We start from the raw sequence: 18,436 nt of genomic DNA on the forward strand, positions 1-18,436 counted from the left end.
CGCACCTTATCCTAACGTTGCAAGTTTCAGGTTACAGGTTTCACGAGCTAAGTAACCAAAAGCAATACACTATACGTTGAGCTTTCTGTTAACCCAACAAACGAGGGTATTCGTTGAAACCCTGTAACCTGTAACCTGCAACCTGTAACATGTCACCCTTTAACCATGCCATGCAGGGAATGCTCAGAAATGCTGTTACCGGATCATCACCCAACTTTGAAATAGATTATAGCAAAGTTTTGATGAGCCAGGGCGATTTATATAAGCCCTTGCGTGCAACAGTTGCTTAACAATTTTGAATGATTGCCTGATTGAAGTCATTAAAAAACAGGTACCCTTCGGTAAGTCGGCGATCTGAATAACAGATTGTGCATTTTTAAGAATAATGCGCCTTACCACCAGGCCCTGTATATTAATGAGCTGCGCTTCGGTGCCCCGTAAACGTACATCAGCTGTTTGAAATATTACATTATCTTTTGCAGGATACGGCGGCATGATCATGCCGGGCGCACAAGCAAAGAGGCCGTCTTCGGTATGAAGACAGCCTCTTTTTTTAATAGTGCCGTTAAAATAAATTATTGATTTAACTGCAATAACTTACCCGTTACTTTTTTATCTGCTACACGAAGAACATAAATCAATTGGGCAGATTTCATTAATGGCAGGTTTACCTGAAACGTATTGGCGCCCGACTGAATGCGCCCCTGGAAAACAGTTTTTACTTTTTGCCCAAGCAAATTGAATAGTTCCAGACTTCCGCTCCCACCTTCAGGAACAGTTACCAAAAATTTCACGTTGTCGCTAAAAGGATTGGGAAACGCTTTCACGTTCAGCTCCTTTAAGCTATTAGCTGAAGTCGGAGTTGTGTTTGGTGTTGAAGTTGTTGATAACCTTGCAGGTGTTGAACAATTGGATGCGTCGCAATTGACGGCCGATGAAATACAACCCGAACTCAGTTTTTTAACCTTTATACCAGTTACCGATCCTGCAGCCAGGTTATTGAACACTGTACCGGATTGCCAGGTTGCACCATTATCAATGCTATACTGATAATCTGCTCCAAGAGGACTCAGTATTGTTATACTTCCCGTAGCTGGTCCGCACAGCGAAGGTTGCACAGCACAAAAAGTTGGAGCACCCGGCGCGTCTGTATTTACGGTAACAGTTACCTGGTCCGTGTTGCTGCAACCACTCGAAGTATTGGTTTTCGTTACTGTATAAGTGGTAGTTGACGATGGATTGGCAGTGGGATTGCTGGCGCTTGCATCACTTAAACCTGTAGTTGGCGACCATGAATAAGTGAAACCGGCTGCTGATGCTTCACCAATCTGTTTGCCGCTTGTATTGGAACCGCAGGTCTTGGTAAAGTCGTCTCCTGCATTAGCGACCACAGCTGCATTATCCACCGTTACCGTCACCTGGTCCGTGTTACTGCAACCACTCGAAGTATTGGTCTTGGTTACAGTATAGGTAGTAGTTGATGATGGATTGGCGGTGGGGTTGCTGGCGCTTGCATCACTTAAGCCTGTAGTTGGCGACCATGAATAAGTGAAACCGGCTGCTGATGCTTCACCAATTTGTTTACCGCTTGTATTGGAAATACAGTTTTTGGTGAAGTCGTCTCCTGCATTTGCGATCACAGCTGTATTATTCACCGTTACCGTCACCTGGTCCGTNGGCGACCATGAATAAGTGAAACCGGCTGCTGATGCTTCACCAATTTGTTTACCGCTTGTATTGGAAATACAGTTTTTGGTGAAGTCGTCTCCTGCATTTGCGATCACAGCTGTATTATTCACCGTTACCGTCACCTGGTCCGTGTTGCTGCAACCACTCGAAGTATTGGTCTTGGTTACAGTATAGGTAGTAGTTGATGATGGATTGGCGGTAGGGTTGCTGGCAGTGGCATCACTTAAGCCTGTAGTTGGCGACCATGAATATGTGAACCCGGCTGCTGATGCTTCACCAATTTGTTTTCCGCTTGCATTGGAAGTGCAGGTTTTGGTAAAGTCGTCTCCTGCATTAGCGACCACAGCAGTATTATTCACCGTTACCGTCACCTGGTCCGTGTTGCTGCAACCACTCGAAGTATTGGTTTTGGTTACAGTATAGGTAGTAGTTGATGATGGATTGGCGGTGGGGTTGCTGGCACTTGCATCACTTAAACCTGTGGCTGGCGACCATGAATAAGTGAAACCGGCTGCTGATGCTTCACCAATTTGTTTGCCACTTGCATTGGAAATACAGGTTTTCGTAAAGTCATCGCCGGCATTGGCCGTAACAGGTGCGGCAGCTGTCACTGTCGTAGACCTTGTGGATTTACAATTTAAAGCATCAGTAATTGTTACGGTATACGTTCCTGCTACTAAACCGGTAAGGTCCTGGTTGGTTGACTGACCTAAAATAATAACGCCGCCCCCACTTGGAACCCAGGAGTAAGTATACGGAGCTTTTCCGCCCAGCGGAGTCATGTCAATAGCACCTGGCGTGGCGCAGGTAGCGTTGGTAACATTAAAGATGGCATCAAGGCCGGTATTAATTTGTATTGAATCGAGGGTGCCGCATTTGGGATTAATAGTAGAAGAATTGATAGAAGCACACGTGCTGGTTTTAGAAGCATCTGTCCATGCCAAAAACAGATCTTTTATGGTTAACGACTGACCACATACGTATCCAATTTGGGTGAACTGCAAAGTAGTAGTCGTATTACTGGCTACAGGACCTCCGCATCCTGAAATTGGCCTGGTAGAAGAAATTGTACCGTTACTGTTCCGTATAACCAGGGTGCCCCAAAATGCAAAAGCAGTTCTTGTTGAACCTGTTTTGTTGTTTATGGACAAATTCAAGGTCCTATGTACCGAATCACCTGATACACATTCATTACAAACAGTTGTACCAGGTAAGGTAGCGCCCACAAGGAGAAGGTCTTTGGATGTACAGGAAGATGCAGGCGGAAACGTTGTTGTTGTTTGTGCGAAGGCTTGTGAAGAAAACATGCAGGCCCAGGTTAAACAAATAGCCCCAATTGCTTTAAATATGCCAATAAAATGGCGGTACCTGCCATATTGCAGGTAAATTTTTGCTCTCATAACAGTTTGGGTTAAGGGGGTAAAAAAATTATATTTCGATGAATGAGTATTTACATTTGTTTGTTACCGTTAGTTATATATTACGATGAAGAACAAACTAATTAAGGTGCAAAAAAGTAGGTCCCCGGGCCATATAAAAAGTACCCTCATGTTTATTCCTTAGCCACAGGGGTTCTATACCCGATATAATAAAAGAAGGGAAATAATATGCAAACAGGATTATATAACGTTTCCCAAAGGGAGCGCCTTTCATATAGTTATTCGTTTAGGGGCATAGAGATAACGTACCATTCAGCACACCATGGCAAAAAACAACCACAGCATGCTGGTCCTGGAATTCAGATCAGATAATTAAGATTAATACGAATGCCCTGCAAAACATGAACAGTTTTGCACGCAACGCTTACAAACAGGACATTGGAGAAGGAAATTGAAACAGTTAATCCAATTAGCCTGAAAACAACTCGTAAACAGGGAAACAGAGTGACGGGGTAATAAGAAAAAATTCATTGACCACTTTATGAGGGAGGGATACTTCTACGGTTCGTGATGAATAATTTCGCTACAACATGAAGATATAACAAATTTTTTCATATGAATCATCATTAACAAAGTATCCGGCCTTTTCTCATTTATTTTGACTGATATCAAATTGACGATAAGCAATGTGCCGGTTGCCGGGTACCTGTTACCGGTTCCCGGATACCTGTTACCGGTTACCAGTTACCAGTTCACGGTTACCGGTATCAGGGAACCGGTTTTCTTACTTATTACTTACTAACTGCCAGCTTCGTACGGCCCACCGGGTTCGCCCCAGCCCCATTTAGGCATGGGCGCTTTTTCATCGATGGGATTTTCGGTAGTAGTTGAATTGATAACGGCAATGCGGCTTCCCCATTCAAGGTAACCAACAACCGCCGATCTGAATTCGGGATCATCGGGCATACCAATTTCATCGGCGCATTCAAGCAACAACAGTATCCATCTTTTTCTTTTTGTTTCATCGAGCATCTTTCCTATATGATGCGCCACCATACCCGCATGGCTGCCCTGGTCGCCTTCAGAATATAATTTGGGTCCGCCAAACACTTCTGCAATAAAATGCGCCACATGCATTGAATGTTCGGGCGACATATTTTTAAACACCGGATATAATAGATCATCCTGCAACACTTTTTTGTAAAAAACCTCCGTCAGTTTTTCAAGCGCTTCTTTACCGCCGGCCCATTCGTATAAGGTTGGAATTTGTTTCATGCTGTCAATTTCCTGAAAAAATAAATTGGAGCAAAGAACTAAAATATATTTTCCATGGTAATGTGTGCCACGGACTTCGCTTCGCGAAGTGGTTTTGTCAACGGATTAAGTGCTACGCCTGTTGCGCCAACATCACCTTCCGCCGAAGGCGGAAACAATATAGTCAGTGGTTCCCTCGTTGCGTAGCAACGTTGGGCCTCATCTGTGGCATCTTCACCAAAATTTGTTTATCATGGGCGCGTAGAACGATTAAATTGTATAAAATTGCCGAAAATTAAGATTGTCAATTTATGGATGCCTGATAAAAAGATTTAATATTTGTAATACCATTATAATGCAAGCATCCTGATGGGTACAAAAAACAGTTTAGATGAAAAAAAAGAAAAATCCCGCCAAAAGCGGGACTGTTAGTGGCACTTCGGCCAGCCCTCAACCGGTTACGCCGCCGCCCGCCGCCGCGCCGGCAACGCAACCTGCTCTCCGTACCAATGCCTTTAAGGGGTTCATTTTACTGGTTGTAGCTGTTATTAGCCTGCTCATTTTCTTTGGTCTCGATAGCAACAAACTGTGGCTGAACGAAAGGATCATTCCCTACTGGGAAGATTTTAAAGAACAAAAGCTAAACCTCGATATTGAAGAACGGAAACTGGCAAGGTATCAGTCAGATTACCTGTTTGCGAAAGATATTACTGCATTTTTTGAAAAAAAGGGTATCGCCAATAAAGTGCTGGTACTGATCCCTCCTACTGATTATTTTGCTGCAAATGGATTAAACATTCATGTGCCTGAACCTGCAATATTTTATTATTACACAGGTTTAAAAACCATCTGGCCCAACAGCCCCGAAGCGGCACAGGCCAACTGGTATATTACTACCAGCCAGGGACGCCTGTTTTTCGACAGCGTTGCCAATAAAAAGGCCTTTCAGGATACGATTGCAGCATTTAATAAATACAAAACTTCTTTATGAGCGGGTTACTGATCATTCTGTTGTTAACCATACTTCAATTTATTACCGGCTTTGGATTGATTAATTTGTTCAATCTGCAATTAAAACCAGGCATGCTGTTGTCGCTGGCCATTTTACTGGGCGTAGCAGTGTTTTCAATAATGCCTTTTGTATTGCAGCTTGCTTATATTCCGCTTACTTCAACCAATGTTTTTTTGTCGCTGTTCGCAGCAGCTATCCTGTTAAATATAAAGTTCAAAACAGGCATACAACGTTTTAAAGATCTTGTTGCGAATACCCGGTTCAAAATAAAAGTATACGAAATTCCATTTGTGGTAATGATGGTGTTCATTGTGTTTGTAAGCGCCTGGCGATGCTTTTACTTTCCCCCTACTCCGCGCGACCTTACTTCGGGCGCCGAAGTAATAGCCGAATACGCCATCCGCGAAAAAACAATGATCAACTCGGTGTTCACGGTCAACCTCGAAACCACCAACAACATTTTCAAGCCGACATTTATTACCTGCTTGCAGATCATTTACAAATATGCCGGCTTTGCATTTGGACAAATATGGCTTAGCACTATTGTGGCCTGTTTTATCATCTTTTTATATCATGCGCTGACACTCAGCGTTCATAGAATATTTGCCGGGTTGCTGGTGCTTTTTTTCATGGCAATTCCCGAAATGTTTGCCTATACCTTTATGGTGTTGTTCGATTACAGCAATGCGGTGTTTTTCTTTTTGTCGATCTGGTTTCTGTACGCCTTTTTTCAAAACGGGCAACGTAATTATGTAGCATTTGCCGGATTGCTGATGGCCATTGCTACGTATATCAGGTCCGAAACGCTTATACTGGCCTGTTTAATGGTACCGGCTATTGTTTGGTATCATTTCAAAAATAAAACCGGCGTAGTGAAGGGAATTATCAGCAGCGCTTATTTTGTGGTGCCGTCGGTGCTGTCGTATGTGATATCTGTTTCTATTTATATCAACCGGTACCTGCCTGTAAAGTACAATATACAGGGGCAGGTAAATAAAAACCTCGGCGATCTGTCGCCCTTTTTTACCCGCTTGTCCGAAATGACCGGCACGCTCATTTTTAGTGAAAAAGGAATGGGCTATTATGGTTATTTTATCTACTTCTTTTTACTGCTGTTATTGCTCGAACTGGTAATCAAACGCAAATTAACCGGTACTGCCCGTAACTGGGTTTATGCCGTGCTGGTGATTTACATCGGGTTTCCGCTGCTGGGTTATTTGTTGCCGTTGTTAGATCTGAACAATTCAACCAAAAGGGGTTTATTTAAAATATTTCCCCTGATGTTGCTGTATTTGGGCAGCAATTCATTGCTGGTGAGCTGGTCGCAGAAGATTACTAAGTGGGAGACAAAGTAGTATTAAGTTATAAGTAATAAGTTTTAAGTATAAATAACGTATCTGTTGCGCTAATAATTTTACAACCTGCTCAAAGCAGGCTTGAAACTTATTACTTACAACTTATTTCTTACAACTTATTAAACAGCTTATACTTCCCCATGCCCAGTTTCTGCAGTGCATATTGCAGGCTTACCCTAAGTACGCCTAATCCATAAATGCTGCTTCGGCGGAAATTGATCGACGAAGCTTCGTCGAAATATTTGGTAGGACAGGTAATTTCGGCTATTTCATATCCTTTAAAAAAGATCTGCGCCAGCAGTTCATTATCGAATACAAAATCGTCGGAGTTATCCTGGAAGGGAATCGATAACAGCACATCTTTATGATAAGCCCGGTAACCGGTATGGTATTCAGATAATTTCTGGTTCATCAGAATATTCTGGGTAACCGTAAGCAGTCTGTTGAAGAAATATTTGTACAACGGCATGCCTCCTTTCAGGGCGCCTTTGCCCAAAATACGCGACCCCAGCACAACCGGGTACACTTTATTGGCAATCAGCGAAACCATGGGGGTAATCAGCGCAGGTGTATACTGATAATCGGGGTGCAGCATTACAATAATATCAGCGCCAATTTCAAGCGCTTTTACATAGCACGATTTCTGGTTGCCGCCATACCCTTTGTTTTTCTCGTGCCGCACAATATGCTGAATGCCAATTTCACGGGCAACAGCAATGGTATCGTCTTTACTGGCATCATCTACCAGAATAACATCATCCACCACCGATCTGTCGATTTCGTCATATGTGGGCCGGAGTGTTTTGGCTGCATTGTAAGCCGGAAGCACAACAACAACTTTTTGTCCTTTTATCATACACTTTTTAACAATCCGGCAAATATATGAATGGAAGTTGAAAAGTAGACCAAGTTAACAGGTTAACTTGTTAACTTATTAACTAACAGCCCATTGCCCACTTTCTTCAGCAGCGCGTTGCCTACCGGGCAATCGAGGCATTTTTTGGCATCGCAATAGTGGCTTTTCAGTTCGATGAGGGCCTGTGAATCGTAGGCGTTTTTATTGGCAATGCCAATATCCATAAAACCTGAGGTGATGGAATTTTTTTCGGCCGTGATCAGCTCAAGCCAATGCAAAGCCCTGTTTTTGTACTGTTCCTCATTATGTAAATGCCCATAGGCAAACAACACCGGCACAATGGTATTGATGATAAGCGTGTTGATCATTTGATTACCCAGTACTTTAGGCTGATAAGCCGATTTTTCGGAAAACGTGTAATGATAATGCCAGAAATCGTTGGCCGTTACAGCCAGTATTTTTTTGACATCGCTTACATGCACTGTTTCCCTGATATATGAAAACAAATGGTTCGACTGATGCACCAGCATCGCCAGCTGGGCCAGCCGAACCGTGGGAAAATTGCCCGGTCGCATACGTAAAAAATGAACCGGTTGCCGAACCGGCTGCAGGTTGTACTTCTTTCTTAAATGCGCATATTCCTTTTGCAGCATAATGGGGTAAGCATCTTCAAAATCACCCTGCAATAACCCACACTGGCCTAATAATAAAGCTTCGAGGGCATGTACCTGGTTTTTATGTTTAGCCAGCAGGGTTACCGGCAGGGTTTTGGCGGCAGCTTCAAAAGGCTCGGCATTCACCGTAGTTCCGAAATTGCGGGCCAGCAGCCACCAGAATGTTTCTTCCCAATGCTGGTTATTTTGCAGCAGGGACAAAAACACAGCAGAGGCTTTCCGTTGCAAACGTTCGGCCAGCAATCTTTCACGCCAGGCGATCCATACAATGCGAGGTGCATCCTGTACCTGCTGTTCGCAGGCGATAAATGACTGACTATTCATCCACTCTTCATATTGCTGCAACAGCAAATGCGGCACTCTCGATTGCATTGAAAAAACGGGCATTCGTTTATCCGGTTCGGGCTGGTCGTTATCCCATACAACATGCAACACCACATTATCATAATTGCGGTCGAGCTGATGGGCATGTTTAAACCAGTCGGAGGTTTTTAAATGCAGTTCAACATGACCTACCCACAATGTATCTTCAATTTTAATTTTTGCTTCCAGAAAGTCGGGACCCTGGTTGGTATTATAACGGCCTGGATGAATAACTATGAATTCATCTCCGTTCTCTAATGTCAGCGCTTGTTTATTATAATACTGAAATTGCCAGAGGTATTGTAGTAGCCGTTCTGTCATGTTGTTTTGAAAATTTGAAAATTTGAAAATGCGAAATACATTGCGCGAATTTGCCAATGAGCAAATTTGCCATGTACTACTTAACAGAGCGGGCTTACTATCAGGGGCCTAATTAATAAATGTAAATATTACCGGATTTTTAAAACACTACCGGTCAGGGAGCTACAAATGAGGAGCCTTAATTATACCTAAAGCTAAAACACATTTCTTTATTTTCAAAGTAAAAAATTACCTCACCCCAAACCCCTCTCCTTAAGGAGAGGGGCCGGGGGTGAGGTTCAAATTAACTTATTGAGCTCGGTCACTACCCTGCTAACGGGCAGGCCCATTACGTTATAAAAATCACCCTGGATCGATTTTATGCCTACAACGCCGATCCATTCCTGTATCGCATAAGCACCGGCTTTATCGTAAGGTTGATATTTATCAACGTAAAATGCAATTTGTTCGGGTGTAAGCGGGTGAAACCAAACATCGGTGGTATCGGCAAAGGCCACTTCCTGATCGCCTTTTACGATCACCACACCGGTTATTACCTGATGTTTATTGCCCGAAAGCCGGCTGAGTATATCCAGTGCATCTTCCCTGTTCGCCGGTTTACCAATAATGGAGTCTTTCAACACCACCACGGTATCGGCAGCAATAATAATATGATCGCTTTCATGCAGCTGCTCATATTTCTTTCGCACGGCAATGGCCTTTTCACGTGCAATATACACCGGCACCTGCGGTACAGGCATATCGGCCGGAAAGGTTTCGGCTGTAGGCTGCACCATTATTTCAAAGGGAATTTCGGCCCATTCGAGCAATTGTTTGCGCCGGGGCGATTGGGATGCCAGTATAATTCGTGAACCGTTCATTTTTTATGAATACAGTTTAAAAAACAACATTGATACAATACCGCTCAGCATGACCATTTTCAGCCAGGTACTTATTTTATGAAAGTCGCTGGTAGAAGTAGCCTTTACCAGTTTGCGCAGCAAAAACAGCAGGGGAAAAATGATGAACAGGGCGCAATAGGCGGCTGCCCACCACCATTTAAAGGGTAAAACATACGCCAGCATAATAACTACGGCGGTTAACAGCACAATGAGCCAGGTGGCAGTAAATATTTTCGAAGCATTTATGCCCCAAACAATGGGCATGGTGCGACAACCATATCGCTGGTCGCCGGCCATATCTTCCATATCTTTCACCACTTCCCTGATGAGGGAAATAATAAATGCAAAACCTGCATACAAAAACGTTAACCGCATCAGCTTTGATGCATCTACACCGGCATATAGTTCGGGTCTTTTTATTACGGCATAATGCGTTATAAAACCAATCACCAGTAATACCCAGGCGGTAAGCAAAGAAATGATCACATTACCGCTGAGCAGCTTTTTTTTAAAGGTGGTTGAATAAAACCACAGCGCCGTCACACAGCCTATATTCGCAGGCATCAGCCACCAGGCCCTCGTTTTCCAGGTTACATAAAAGCTCAGCACAAGCCCTAAACCCGATAAACAAAGATGCCATATGATGGCCCAGCGGCGTTTAATGATCTTTTCCACCACCAGCTTATCGGGTTTATTAATAAGGTCAATATTCAAATCGAAATAATCATTGATGATATAACCCGCTGCAGCAATAAGCACCGAAGCTGCAATAAGTATAATAAAAACAGGAGTATTAAGTACAAGCGGGGCATTGGCTTTTTGAAAAACCGGCAATACAATGCAATACTGAAACAACAATTGGGTAATGGCAATGAACAGCAGGTTCACTGATCGTATAAGCCGCAAGAATGCTGTCAGTAGTTTCATTTTTGGATTTTGAGATTTGGGGATTTAGAGATTTTGAGATTTAAAGGCAATTTTGAAATGAAAGAAATCGCAAAATCAAAAAATCTCAAAATCAGCAATTCTACCTGCTTGCTACATTCGTGTGCAATTCCCAGTGGTCATTCAGCTTAAGCACTTTTTCAATTACATCACGCACACAGCCCTGGCCGCCCTGTGCCAGTGAAATATAGGTAGCAATCTGTTTAATTTCCGTGGCCGCATCGGCGGGTGCGCAAGGCATACCCACGTGTTTCATGACTTCGTAATCGGGAATATCGTCGCCCATAAATAATACTTCGTTCCACAACAGTTTGTGCTGCAGTACATATTCGGCCAGGCGTTTGTTTTTATCAGTTACCTGCATAAAAACATCGGTTATGCCAAGCCGGTTTAATCTTTCTGTAACCGCATCGCTGGCGCCGCCCGAAATAATTGCAACCCGGTATCCTTTTTTAACCGCCAGTTGCAGCGCAAACCCGTCTTTTATATTCATTCGCCGAACAAACTGTCCGTTATCAAAAACAAACAGCGTACCATCAGTCAGTACGCCGTCTACATCAAAGACGAAAGTAGTTATTTGCTTAAACTTATCTAATAAACTCATTATTCGATTGTTTGATGGTTTTATTGCTTGCAACAACTGCTGATTCCATTGTCATCAAACAATTTAACCGCTGCAAAAATAGGCGGAAATCTGAAACATTGTTAAGATGGCTGAATTGTTTGATTGTTGATCGTTGCGGTTCATTAAACAATCAAACCATAAAAAAAGCCTCCCGGTTTGCCGGGAGGCTCTTATTCTATAGTTTGTTGTTAGCTTAATTCTTTGGAACGTTGGCATACACCAGGTTCGTTTGCGTAATCATATCGCCTAATACATTGGTAGCTTCATCGAGATAGGGATCATTGCGCAGGTTCTTTAACCAGTTTTTGTAACGGTCAACTTTTGCACTGTCTGATGATCCTTCAATGCGTTTTAAATCCTCGGCCAGTGCATCAATAGCCAGTTCATGGGGCAATTTGTTGATGCTTTCGATTTGTTTGGCAATGGCCTTGTTCTTTTTTTGTTCTTCCTGATATTTTTTCAGGCTTAAAGAAACCTGTCTTTCGCTTTGTTTAGCCAGCCATTCAGCATTGTTGTGAATGGTGTTGAACAACTGGTTGCTTTTAAGTCTTTCTGCACTGGCTTTTCTGATCGGATTTAAATCAAGACCATATTTCCAGCGGTTGAAGTCGGCTTTTTGAATTTCATCCCAGGGCAATGCATCGGGATTATCTTTCTCACGGATCTTTGTATACTCGAAGATATCGGGGATAGATACGTCAGACGCTACACCGCGCAACTGGGTAGAGCCTCCGTTGATGCGATAGAATTTCTGCAGCGTGAGCTTAATGGTGCCCAATTCGCTGTTGGGATCAAGGAAGCCCATGGTTTTATCCAAACCGATATTACGTTGTACAGTACCCTTGCCGTAAGTAGAGGTGCTGCCGATAATAACACCGCGGTCGTAGTCCTGAATGGCAGCGGCAAAGATTTCAGAAGCCGAAGCACTGAACTCATTTACCATTACAGCCAGCGGACCGTCGTATAAAACAGATTTATCGCGATCGTAATATACTGTAGGTTTGCCTTCACGGTCTTTCACCTGTACAATAGGACCGCCTTCGATAAACAATCCTACCATTTGCACTACATCGTATAACGAACCACCGCCATTATTACGAAGGTCCATGATAATGCCGTCGACTTTCTGATCTTTTAACTTGATGATCTCTTTTCGTACATCTTCAGAGCAACGGGCGCCTTTGGGATTATCGAAATCGGCATAAAACTCAGGCAGGTAAATAAAGCCCAGTTTGCCTTTTTGCGTGTTGATCACAGCGCTGCGGGCAAAGGTTTCATCCTGTATAATTTCATCGCGAATGAGGGTGACCGTTTTAATCGACTGATCTGCTTTTTTAAGCGTAAGGCGAACTTCGGTACCTTTTTTACCACGGATCAGCTTAACTGCATCCTGAACGGTATAGCCGGTTAAATCAACAGGTTCTGCACTACCCTGGGCTACTTTTGTAATAGCATCGCCAATGGTAATTTCACCCGATTTACTGGCAGGGCTGCCGCTTAATACACTACCGATCTTAATATTGCCATCCTCTTCACGTAATGAAGCGCCGATACCAAAAAAGCGGCCGCTCATTTCTTCATCAAAATATCTTTTATCTACCGGAGGCATAAAAGTAGTATGCGGATCCATCGACTCGGTAATGGTTTTTACAAACTCGTTGAACCGGTCGTCGTCTGATACTTTAAATTTCAGCCTGTCGTAATTTCTATTGAGAATTTTCAATACGCGGTCGCGTGCTTCCTGCTCCAGTTGCTCATCGGTTTTTACCACGTAGTTTTCCTTGCCCTTGTTTTTTTCGCGGTCTTCGAGCAGATCGTAATAACGCTCAAGTGTAAGATATTTTAAGCGTTTGCGCCAGGCTTCCTTTCTTTCAGACTCGTTTTTGGGATAATCCAGCTGGTCATCATTGAAGTTGGCGGTTTCATCTTTTGTAAAGTCAAAAGGTTTGGCCAGGATATCTTTATATATCTGTTCGGTTTCAGGTAAACGTTTTTTATAGATTTCAGAAACGGCCGGAACGAACTGAACGGGTCCTCCCATGATTTCATCATCTATTTTGGTTTCATACTTTTTTAACTGCTGAATATCCGACTGCAGTAAGACGTTTTTCTGGTCGTCGATCTTTTCGCCGAGGTATTTTTTGAAGATCTCCTTTGAGAAGTTATCATCAATTTTTTTCGGACTGTAATGGATTTCAGCAAGCATTTCCCCCACGTTATGAAGTATTTTTTCATATTTGGTAGGCGGATTACCATTACCCAATCCCAGGCCTAATGATTTGAAAGCCAGAAACAGACCTGCCCCGAAAATCAACAAGACAATGGGTAAATTTTTTCGTTGTAACATATAATTTAAAACTTTTGGCATCAATTCAAAAATAACGATAAAAAAGATGGGTTGTTGCACTAATGTTATAATTAACAAGCTATTTTGATGAAAGGTTTTAGAAAGATTTGTTAGGGAAACTGTTTTTTCATTATTTTTGCAACCTGATTCATGGAGGTTGTAGCTCAGTTGGTTAGAGCGCAAGTTTGTGGCACTTGAGGTCGTGGGTTCGAGACCCATCATCCTCCCTCAGATAACTCCCCGAAGGCATTCTTCGGGGTTTTTTATTTAATTAATGTTAGCAGGCAAACCTGTTAACCTGTCAACTTTGTTAACTTATCAACTATTATGAACTGGTGGTTAATAATCATTATCCCTGTTACCTCGGCATTGATCGGCTGGATAACCATCCGTACTGCCATTACCATGCTATTTCACCCAAAAAAACCATTACGGGTAATGGGTTTCACCGTGCAGGGCATTTTTCATAACCGGCAATTACAGTTTGCCGAACAACTGGGTGAGCTGGTTAGCAATGAACTATTGTCGTTCAGCGATATTGAAGAAAAAATAACCAGTGCAGATAATATAAAGAAAATAATGCCTGTTGCTGAAAAGCATGTTGATGAATTTTTGCGAACCAGGCTCGGCGAAGCCTTCCCCATGATCGGCATGTTTATCGGTGAAAAAACCATCAATCAGCTTAAAACCCTGTTTATGAATGAACTGGAAACAATTTTTCCGGTTATAATAAAGGGCTATATGCAAAACCTGCAGCAGGAGCTTGATCTGAAACAGATAGTTACCAGCAAAGTGGCGGCATTTTCTATAGATAAACTGGAATCAAACCTGAACCAGGCTATGGCCAAAGAGCTTCGGGCAGTGAAAATGTTGGGGACAGTAATTGGGTTGCTGGTGGGGTTGATTCAGGTAGTTATTATCATGCTGCTTTCGTGAAGCTGAAGCAGGAAATCCGAAGAAACAATTTCTGATTTAGGGATTTAGGGATTTAGAGATTTTGAGATTTAGAAAACAAGCCTGCTATAAATGAAATCCCAAAATCTCAAAATTACAAAATCAGCAATCGAATACCGGGTTCATCCTATTTCTTACCTCCTGCATCCTACTTCGGGGCATAATGCTTGCCGTTCATCACAAATCCTACTCCCCCATCACAAGTTCTAAAGCAATTTTGCGTCTAATCTGATCTCAACCATAGCACTAAATACACATGAAAAATTTTGTATGGCTCTTTGCATTTATTGCGTGTTTTTCAACCATTAAAGCTCAAATTCCGGGAGCTACGCCAGGCGCGGGCGGTAACCGGGGCGGTGGTCAGCAAATGAACATCGGTCGCTTTTACGGACGGATCATTGATAAAACAACCAATAAAGGACTTGATGCGGCTTCGGTACAGCTAATCGGGAACAAATTTGATACAGTAACTAAAAAAAGAGTGGAAGCCGTGGTAGGCGGTATGCTTACCGGCCGTAATGGCGACTTCAGTCTTGAAAACCTTCCTGTATTCGGCAATTTTAAACTGGTGATTACCGCCATTGGCTATAAAAAGATCGAACAAAAAGTAGCTTTTGATATCAAAATGGGGCCGGGTGTAGACAGATCGCAGCTGATGTCGGCCGTTGATAAAGACCTCGGCAATATAAAAATGCAACAGGATACCACCATGCTCGAAGGCGTAACTGTTACCGGTTCAAAGCCAATGATACAAATGGGGGTCGACCGCAAAATATTTAATGTTGAAAAAAGTATTACGGCTGCGGGTGGCAGCGCTGTTGATGTAATGCGCAACGTTCCTTCGGTTAATGTAGATATCGATGGTAATGTTTCCCTGCGCAATTCGGCACCACAGATATTTGTAGATGGCCGCCCCACTACCCTTACGCTCGATCAGATACCAGCCGATGCCATTCAAAGCATTGAGATCATCACCAACCCAAGCGCCAAATACGACGCAAGCGGCGGACAATCGGGTATATTGAATATTATATTGAAGAAAAACAGAAAGGCAGGATACAACGGAAGCGTGCGCGCCGGTGTTGATTCGCGCGGTAAATTCAACGGAGGCGGTGACCTCAACGTACGTCAGGGAAAAGTAAATGTATTCGCCAATGCCATGTATAACCAGCGTAAATCGAAAGGCTGGGGTTATACCGACCGTACTACTTACACTACTGATGAAGTATTTAAATCACACCAGGATAATAATAACGTGTTCAACGGCGCCTTTGCATTTGGCCGTTTCGGATTGGATTATTTTATCGACAACCGCAATACCATTACCTTATCGCAGAGTATTGTAAACGGCGATTTTAAATTCGATAACCGCACCAATGCTGTCATAGATACAATTACCAATAGCATTTCTGAATCACAGTATCGCAATACGCTCGGTAAAAATAATTTTCGCAATTACGGTACGCAGCTAAGTTTTAAACACATATTTGCCCAACCCGGTAAAGAGTGGACTGCCGACTTCAACTTTAATAAAAGTAAGAATACCCAAAACAGCGACATACGTTACCGCTCTTTCTTTGATCTGGATCAGCAGAACCCGAAATTCCCCGAGCAACTGCAAACCATCAACGGCGGCGGTCAAAATAAATTTTTTATTGCCCAAACCGATTACGTTAACCCCATTACCGAAAAAATTAAATGGGAAGCAGGTTTGCGTGCACAGATTCGCCGGTTCGAAAGCTTTCAAAGGAACTACTTTAATGATTCATTAGCTTCATCATTAAGCAATGACTTTGATTATACCGATCACGTATACGCCGGTTATGTTACTTTTTCACAAAAAATAAAAGACAGCTTTAGTTATCAGGTAGGATTAAGAGCCGAAAGCAGCGGATACGATGGAGAACAGGTTGGCAAAGGCAATTATAAAAATGATTTTCCGATCAGCTTATTCCCCAGCGTATTTTTAAATCAAACGCTGAGAGGCAGGCAGGACCTGCAATTAAACTATACCCGCCGTATCAACAGGCCGAACTTTTTTCAGCTGATGCCGAATGTCGATTACTCTGACCCGTTAAATTATCAGATCGGTAATCCTGGACTGAAGCCCGAGTTCACGCATTCGCTGGAGTTGTCGTACCAGAAAACCTACGGCAAAGCCGCCAATACCTTTTTAGCAACTGTATTCGGAAAATATACCACCAATCTTATTTCGAGGTATCAATACAAGCAAAAGCTGAATGCCGATTCGGTGTACTTTTCAACCTGGGTAAACGCTTCTTCTGCTTATGCAGCAGGGCTTGAACTGATCTCCCGTAATAATTTCACCAAATGGTGGGACATGATGGTGAGCGCGAATATTTATTACTCAAAGATCAATGGAAGCAACATTGTAGCCAATCTCGAAAATGAACGCACCAGCTGGTCGGCCAAAATGAACCACAATTTTAAATTCAACAAAGGATGGAGCGTACAGATCAGCGGCGATTATACAGCAAAAAGCGCCTTACCTGTAAGCACCAGCAACAGTGCCGTTAGCGGTGGTAGCGGTGGCGGCGGAGGTGGTGGTGGCGGTCGTGGCGGTTTTGGCGGCGGACAACCATCAACAACGCAAGGCTACATGAACTCAAATTATGGTGTTGATATGGGATTGCGTAAAGACATTCCTATAAAAAAGAATACGGCAACTATTTCGGTAAACTGGAGCGATATATTCAGAACACGTCGTTATTTTGTGCACTCCGAAGCAACTGGTTTTGTACAGGACGACTGGAGAAGAAGAGACCCGCAGATCGTGCGTGTAAACTTCAGCTACCGCTTTGGAAAATTTGATGTGTCATTATTCAAACGCAAAAACCTGCGCGGCGAACAGGAAGGCATGCAGAACGGAATGCAGGGGATTCAGCAGTAAGAAATATTGAATACCGAATAATGAATGAAGAATGTTGAAATGAAGAAATAATTAAGAACGTCAGCAACAATAACAGAAACTACATGATTATGTTGCTGCAGGGGCTGAGCAATCAGCCCCTTTTTTATGGACCAATGAAAAATAAAAAATGAAGTGCCTTATATTCGTGCCATGTCGTCAAAAACATACACTTATCTCGCATTAGGCGATTCATATACCATAGGCGAAGGCGTGCCGGTATATGAAAGTTTTCCATATCAAACGATTCAGCAATTGCGAAAGGCCGGATACGCCATGCATGCAGCTGAAATTGTAGCCAAAACCGGCTACACAACCGACGAACTGCAAACCTGTATTCGCCATACGCATTTACTGCCCACGTATGATATTGTTTCTTTACTGATCGGCGTTAATAATCAATACCGCGGCAGGGACCGCCAGGAATATGGCGGGCAGTTCGAATCGCTGTTACAACAAGCCGTCATTTTCGCAGGCAATAATCCACAGCATGTTTTCGTATTATCTATACCCGACTGGGGCGTAACGCCTTTTGCCGAAGGAAGAGACAGAGCAGCCATTGCCCGTGACATCGATGCATTTAATGCTATTAATAAATCTATTGCAGAAAAATATAAAGTGAATTATATTGATATTACGCCCGGTACCCGCAAAGCAGCAACGGATACTACCCTGCTTGCAGCAGATCAGCTGCATTACTCGGGCAAAGCACATGCGGTATGGGCAGAGCTGATGGGGGACGGGATTAAAAAAGTAATAGCAGAATAATAACCTGGGGTAAAAGTTACCGGATACCGGGTACCTGGAAACCGGTATCCGGTAACTGGTAACTGGTAACCGGCAACTGTAACC

15 protein-coding genes and 1 tRNA gene are annotated in these 18,436 nt (G+C 43.1%); 8 read left to right on the plus strand and 8 right to left on the minus strand.

All coding sequences use genetic code 11. The features are described 5' to 3' along the window. Positions 1-149 precede the first annotated feature (149 nt). Positions 150-290: a DUF6266 family protein gene (locus tag AC59IL_RS31330; RefSeq protein WP_496556196.1), complete on the plus strand. Its 141-nt coding sequence runs from the start codon at positions 150-152 to the stop codon at positions 288-290. Positions 291-575: 285 nt separating this feature from the next. On the opposite strand, the gene AC59IL_RS31335 is transcribed toward AC59IL_RS31330, so the two are convergent. Further along, positions 576-3,089, minus strand: a complete 2,514-nt coding sequence (locus AC59IL_RS31335; RefSeq protein WP_496556197.1) for a T9SS type A sorting domain-containing protein — start codon at positions 3,087-3,089, stop codon at positions 576-578. A 637-nt stretch (positions 3,090-3,726) separates the two neighbouring features. Here AC59IL_RS31335 and AC59IL_RS31340 point away from each other — a divergent pair. Next, entirely contained in the window at positions 3,727-3,870 is a 144-nt protein-coding gene (locus AC59IL_RS31340; RefSeq protein ID WP_496556198.1) for a hypothetical protein, read from the plus strand. Here AC59IL_RS31340 and AC59IL_RS31345 read toward each other — a convergent pair. Then, the gene (locus AC59IL_RS31345; RefSeq protein WP_496556199.1) at positions 3,867-4,343 is read right to left on the minus strand and encodes a group II truncated hemoglobin; all 477 of its coding nucleotides are present in this window, start codon (positions 4,341-4,343) and stop codon (positions 3,867-3,869) included. The genes AC59IL_RS31340 and AC59IL_RS31345 overlap by 4 nt on opposite strands. A gap of 370 nt (positions 4,344-4,713) precedes the next feature. On the opposite strand from AC59IL_RS31345, the gene AC59IL_RS31350 reads away from it, so the two are divergent. Together AC59IL_RS31350 and AC59IL_RS31355 are read left to right on the plus strand one after the other, a co-directional pair. Beyond that, entirely contained in the window at positions 4,714-5,313 is a 600-nt protein-coding gene (locus AC59IL_RS31350) for a hypothetical protein (RefSeq protein ID WP_496556200.1), read from the plus strand. Further along, positions 5,310-6,689, plus strand: coding sequence for a hypothetical protein (locus AC59IL_RS31355; RefSeq protein ID WP_496556201.1), 1,380 nt, complete (start codon positions 5,310-5,312; stop codon positions 6,687-6,689). Before AC59IL_RS31350 ends, AC59IL_RS31355 begins: the two co-directional genes overlap by 4 nt. 109 nt (positions 6,690-6,798) lie before the next feature. Here AC59IL_RS31355 and AC59IL_RS31360 read toward each other — a convergent pair whose 3' ends face one another. The 6 genes from AC59IL_RS31360 to AC59IL_RS31385 all read right to left on the minus strand — a co-directional run bounded on the left by AC59IL_RS31360 (position 6,799) and on the right by AC59IL_RS31385 (position 13,701). Beyond that, entirely contained in the window at positions 6,799-7,545 is a 747-nt protein-coding gene (locus AC59IL_RS31360; RefSeq protein ID WP_496556202.1) for a glycosyltransferase family 2 protein, read from the minus strand. A gap of 62 nt (positions 7,546-7,607) precedes the next feature. Then, entirely contained in the window at positions 7,608-8,903 is a 1,296-nt protein-coding gene (locus AC59IL_RS31365) for a DUF2851 family protein (RefSeq protein ID WP_496556203.1), read from the minus strand. Between the two features lie 278 nt (positions 8,904-9,181). Next, the gene (locus tag AC59IL_RS31370) at positions 9,182-9,763 is read right to left on the minus strand and encodes a Maf family protein (protein WP_496556204.1); all 582 of its coding nucleotides are present in this window, start codon (positions 9,761-9,763) and stop codon (positions 9,182-9,184) included. A 3-nt stretch (positions 9,764-9,766) separates the two neighbouring features. Beyond that, on the minus strand, positions 9,767-10,711 hold the full coding sequence (locus AC59IL_RS31375; RefSeq protein ID WP_496556205.1) for a geranylgeranylglycerol-phosphate geranylgeranyltransferase: 945 nt from the start codon (positions 10,709-10,711) through the stop codon (positions 9,767-9,769). 100 nt (positions 10,712-10,811) lie between these two features. Then, positions 10,812-11,333 (minus strand): KdsC family phosphatase, encoded by a 522-nt coding sequence (locus AC59IL_RS31380; RefSeq protein WP_496556206.1) that lies wholly within the window; start codon positions 11,331-11,333, stop codon positions 10,812-10,814. A 214-nt stretch (positions 11,334-11,547) separates the two neighbouring features. Next, positions 11,548-13,701 carry a carboxy terminal-processing peptidase gene (locus tag AC59IL_RS31385; protein ID WP_496556207.1) on the minus strand — a complete coding sequence of 718 codons (2,154 nt, stop codon included), beginning with the start codon at positions 13,699-13,701 and terminating at the stop codon, positions 11,548-11,550. A gap of 153 nt (positions 13,702-13,854) precedes the next feature. On the opposite strand from AC59IL_RS31385, the gene AC59IL_RS31390 reads away from it, so the two are divergent. The 4 genes from AC59IL_RS31390 to AC59IL_RS31405 all read left to right on the plus strand — a co-directional run bounded on the left by AC59IL_RS31390 (position 13,855) and on the right by AC59IL_RS31405 (position 18,352). Next, positions 13,855-13,928 (plus strand) — tRNA-His (locus tag AC59IL_RS31390). Positions 13,929-14,028: 100 nt separating this feature from the next. After that, positions 14,029-14,637, plus strand: a complete 609-nt coding sequence (locus AC59IL_RS31395) for a DUF445 domain-containing protein (RefSeq protein WP_496556208.1) — start codon at positions 14,029-14,031, stop codon at positions 14,635-14,637. A gap of 274 nt (positions 14,638-14,911) precedes the next feature. Further along, the gene (locus AC59IL_RS31400) at positions 14,912-17,566 is read left to right on the plus strand and encodes a TonB-dependent receptor (protein WP_496556209.1); all 2,655 of its coding nucleotides are present in this window, start codon (positions 14,912-14,914) and stop codon (positions 17,564-17,566) included. Between the two features lie 171 nt (positions 17,567-17,737). Next, the gene (locus tag AC59IL_RS31405; protein ID WP_496556210.1) at positions 17,738-18,352 is read left to right on the plus strand and encodes an SGNH/GDSL hydrolase family protein; all 615 of its coding nucleotides are present in this window, start codon (positions 17,738-17,740) and stop codon (positions 18,350-18,352) included. Positions 18,353-18,436: the final 84 nt, after the last annotated feature.

It is taken from the genome of Niastella sp. sgz303648 (assembly GCF_059587045.1).

What these genes read in the sequence shown, in the direction of transcription:
- AC59IL_RS31350 (WP_496556200.1), top strand. Translation starts at nt 4,714, where the DNA reads ATGAAAAAAAAGAAAAATCCCGCCAAAAGCGGGACTGTTAGTGGCACT.
- AC59IL_RS31385 (WP_496556207.1), bottom strand. Translation starts at nt 13,701, where the DNA reads ATGTTACAACGAAAAAATTTACCCATTGTCTTGTTGATTTTCGGGGCA.
- AC59IL_RS31355 (WP_496556201.1), top strand. Translation starts at nt 5,310, where the DNA reads ATGAGCGGGTTACTGATCATTCTGTTGTTAACCATACTTCAATTTATT.
- AC59IL_RS31400 (WP_496556209.1), top strand. Translation starts at nt 14,912, where the DNA reads ATGAAAAATTTTGTATGGCTCTTTGCATTTATTGCGTGTTTTTCAACC.
- AC59IL_RS31405 (WP_496556210.1), top strand. Translation starts at nt 17,738, where the DNA reads ATGTCGTCAAAAACATACACTTATCTCGCATTAGGCGATTCATATACC.
- AC59IL_RS31395 (WP_496556208.1), top strand. Translation starts at nt 14,029, where the DNA reads ATGAACTGGTGGTTAATAATCATTATCCCTGTTACCTCGGCATTGATC.
- AC59IL_RS31345 (WP_496556199.1), bottom strand. Translation starts at nt 4,343, where the DNA reads ATGAAACAAATTCCAACCTTATACGAATGGGCCGGCGGTAAAGAAGCG.
- AC59IL_RS31370 (WP_496556204.1), bottom strand. Translation starts at nt 9,763, where the DNA reads ATGAACGGTTCACGAATTATACTGGCATCCCAATCGCCCCGGCGCAAA.
- AC59IL_RS31360 (WP_496556202.1), bottom strand. Translation starts at nt 7,545, where the DNA reads ATGATAAAAGGACAAAAAGTTGTTGTTGTGCTTCCGGCTTACAATGCA.
- AC59IL_RS31365 (WP_496556203.1), bottom strand. Translation starts at nt 8,903, where the DNA reads ATGACAGAACGGCTACTACAATACCTCTGGCAATTTCAGTATTATAAT.
- AC59IL_RS31330 (WP_496556196.1), top strand. Translation starts at nt 150, where the DNA reads ATGTCACCCTTTAACCATGCCATGCAGGGAATGCTCAGAAATGCTGTT.
- AC59IL_RS31375 (WP_496556205.1), bottom strand. Translation starts at nt 10,711, where the DNA reads ATGAAACTACTGACAGCATTCTTGCGGCTTATACGATCAGTGAACCTG.
- AC59IL_RS31380 (WP_496556206.1), bottom strand. Translation starts at nt 11,333, where the DNA reads ATGAGTTTATTAGATAAGTTTAAGCAAATAACTACTTTCGTCTTTGAT.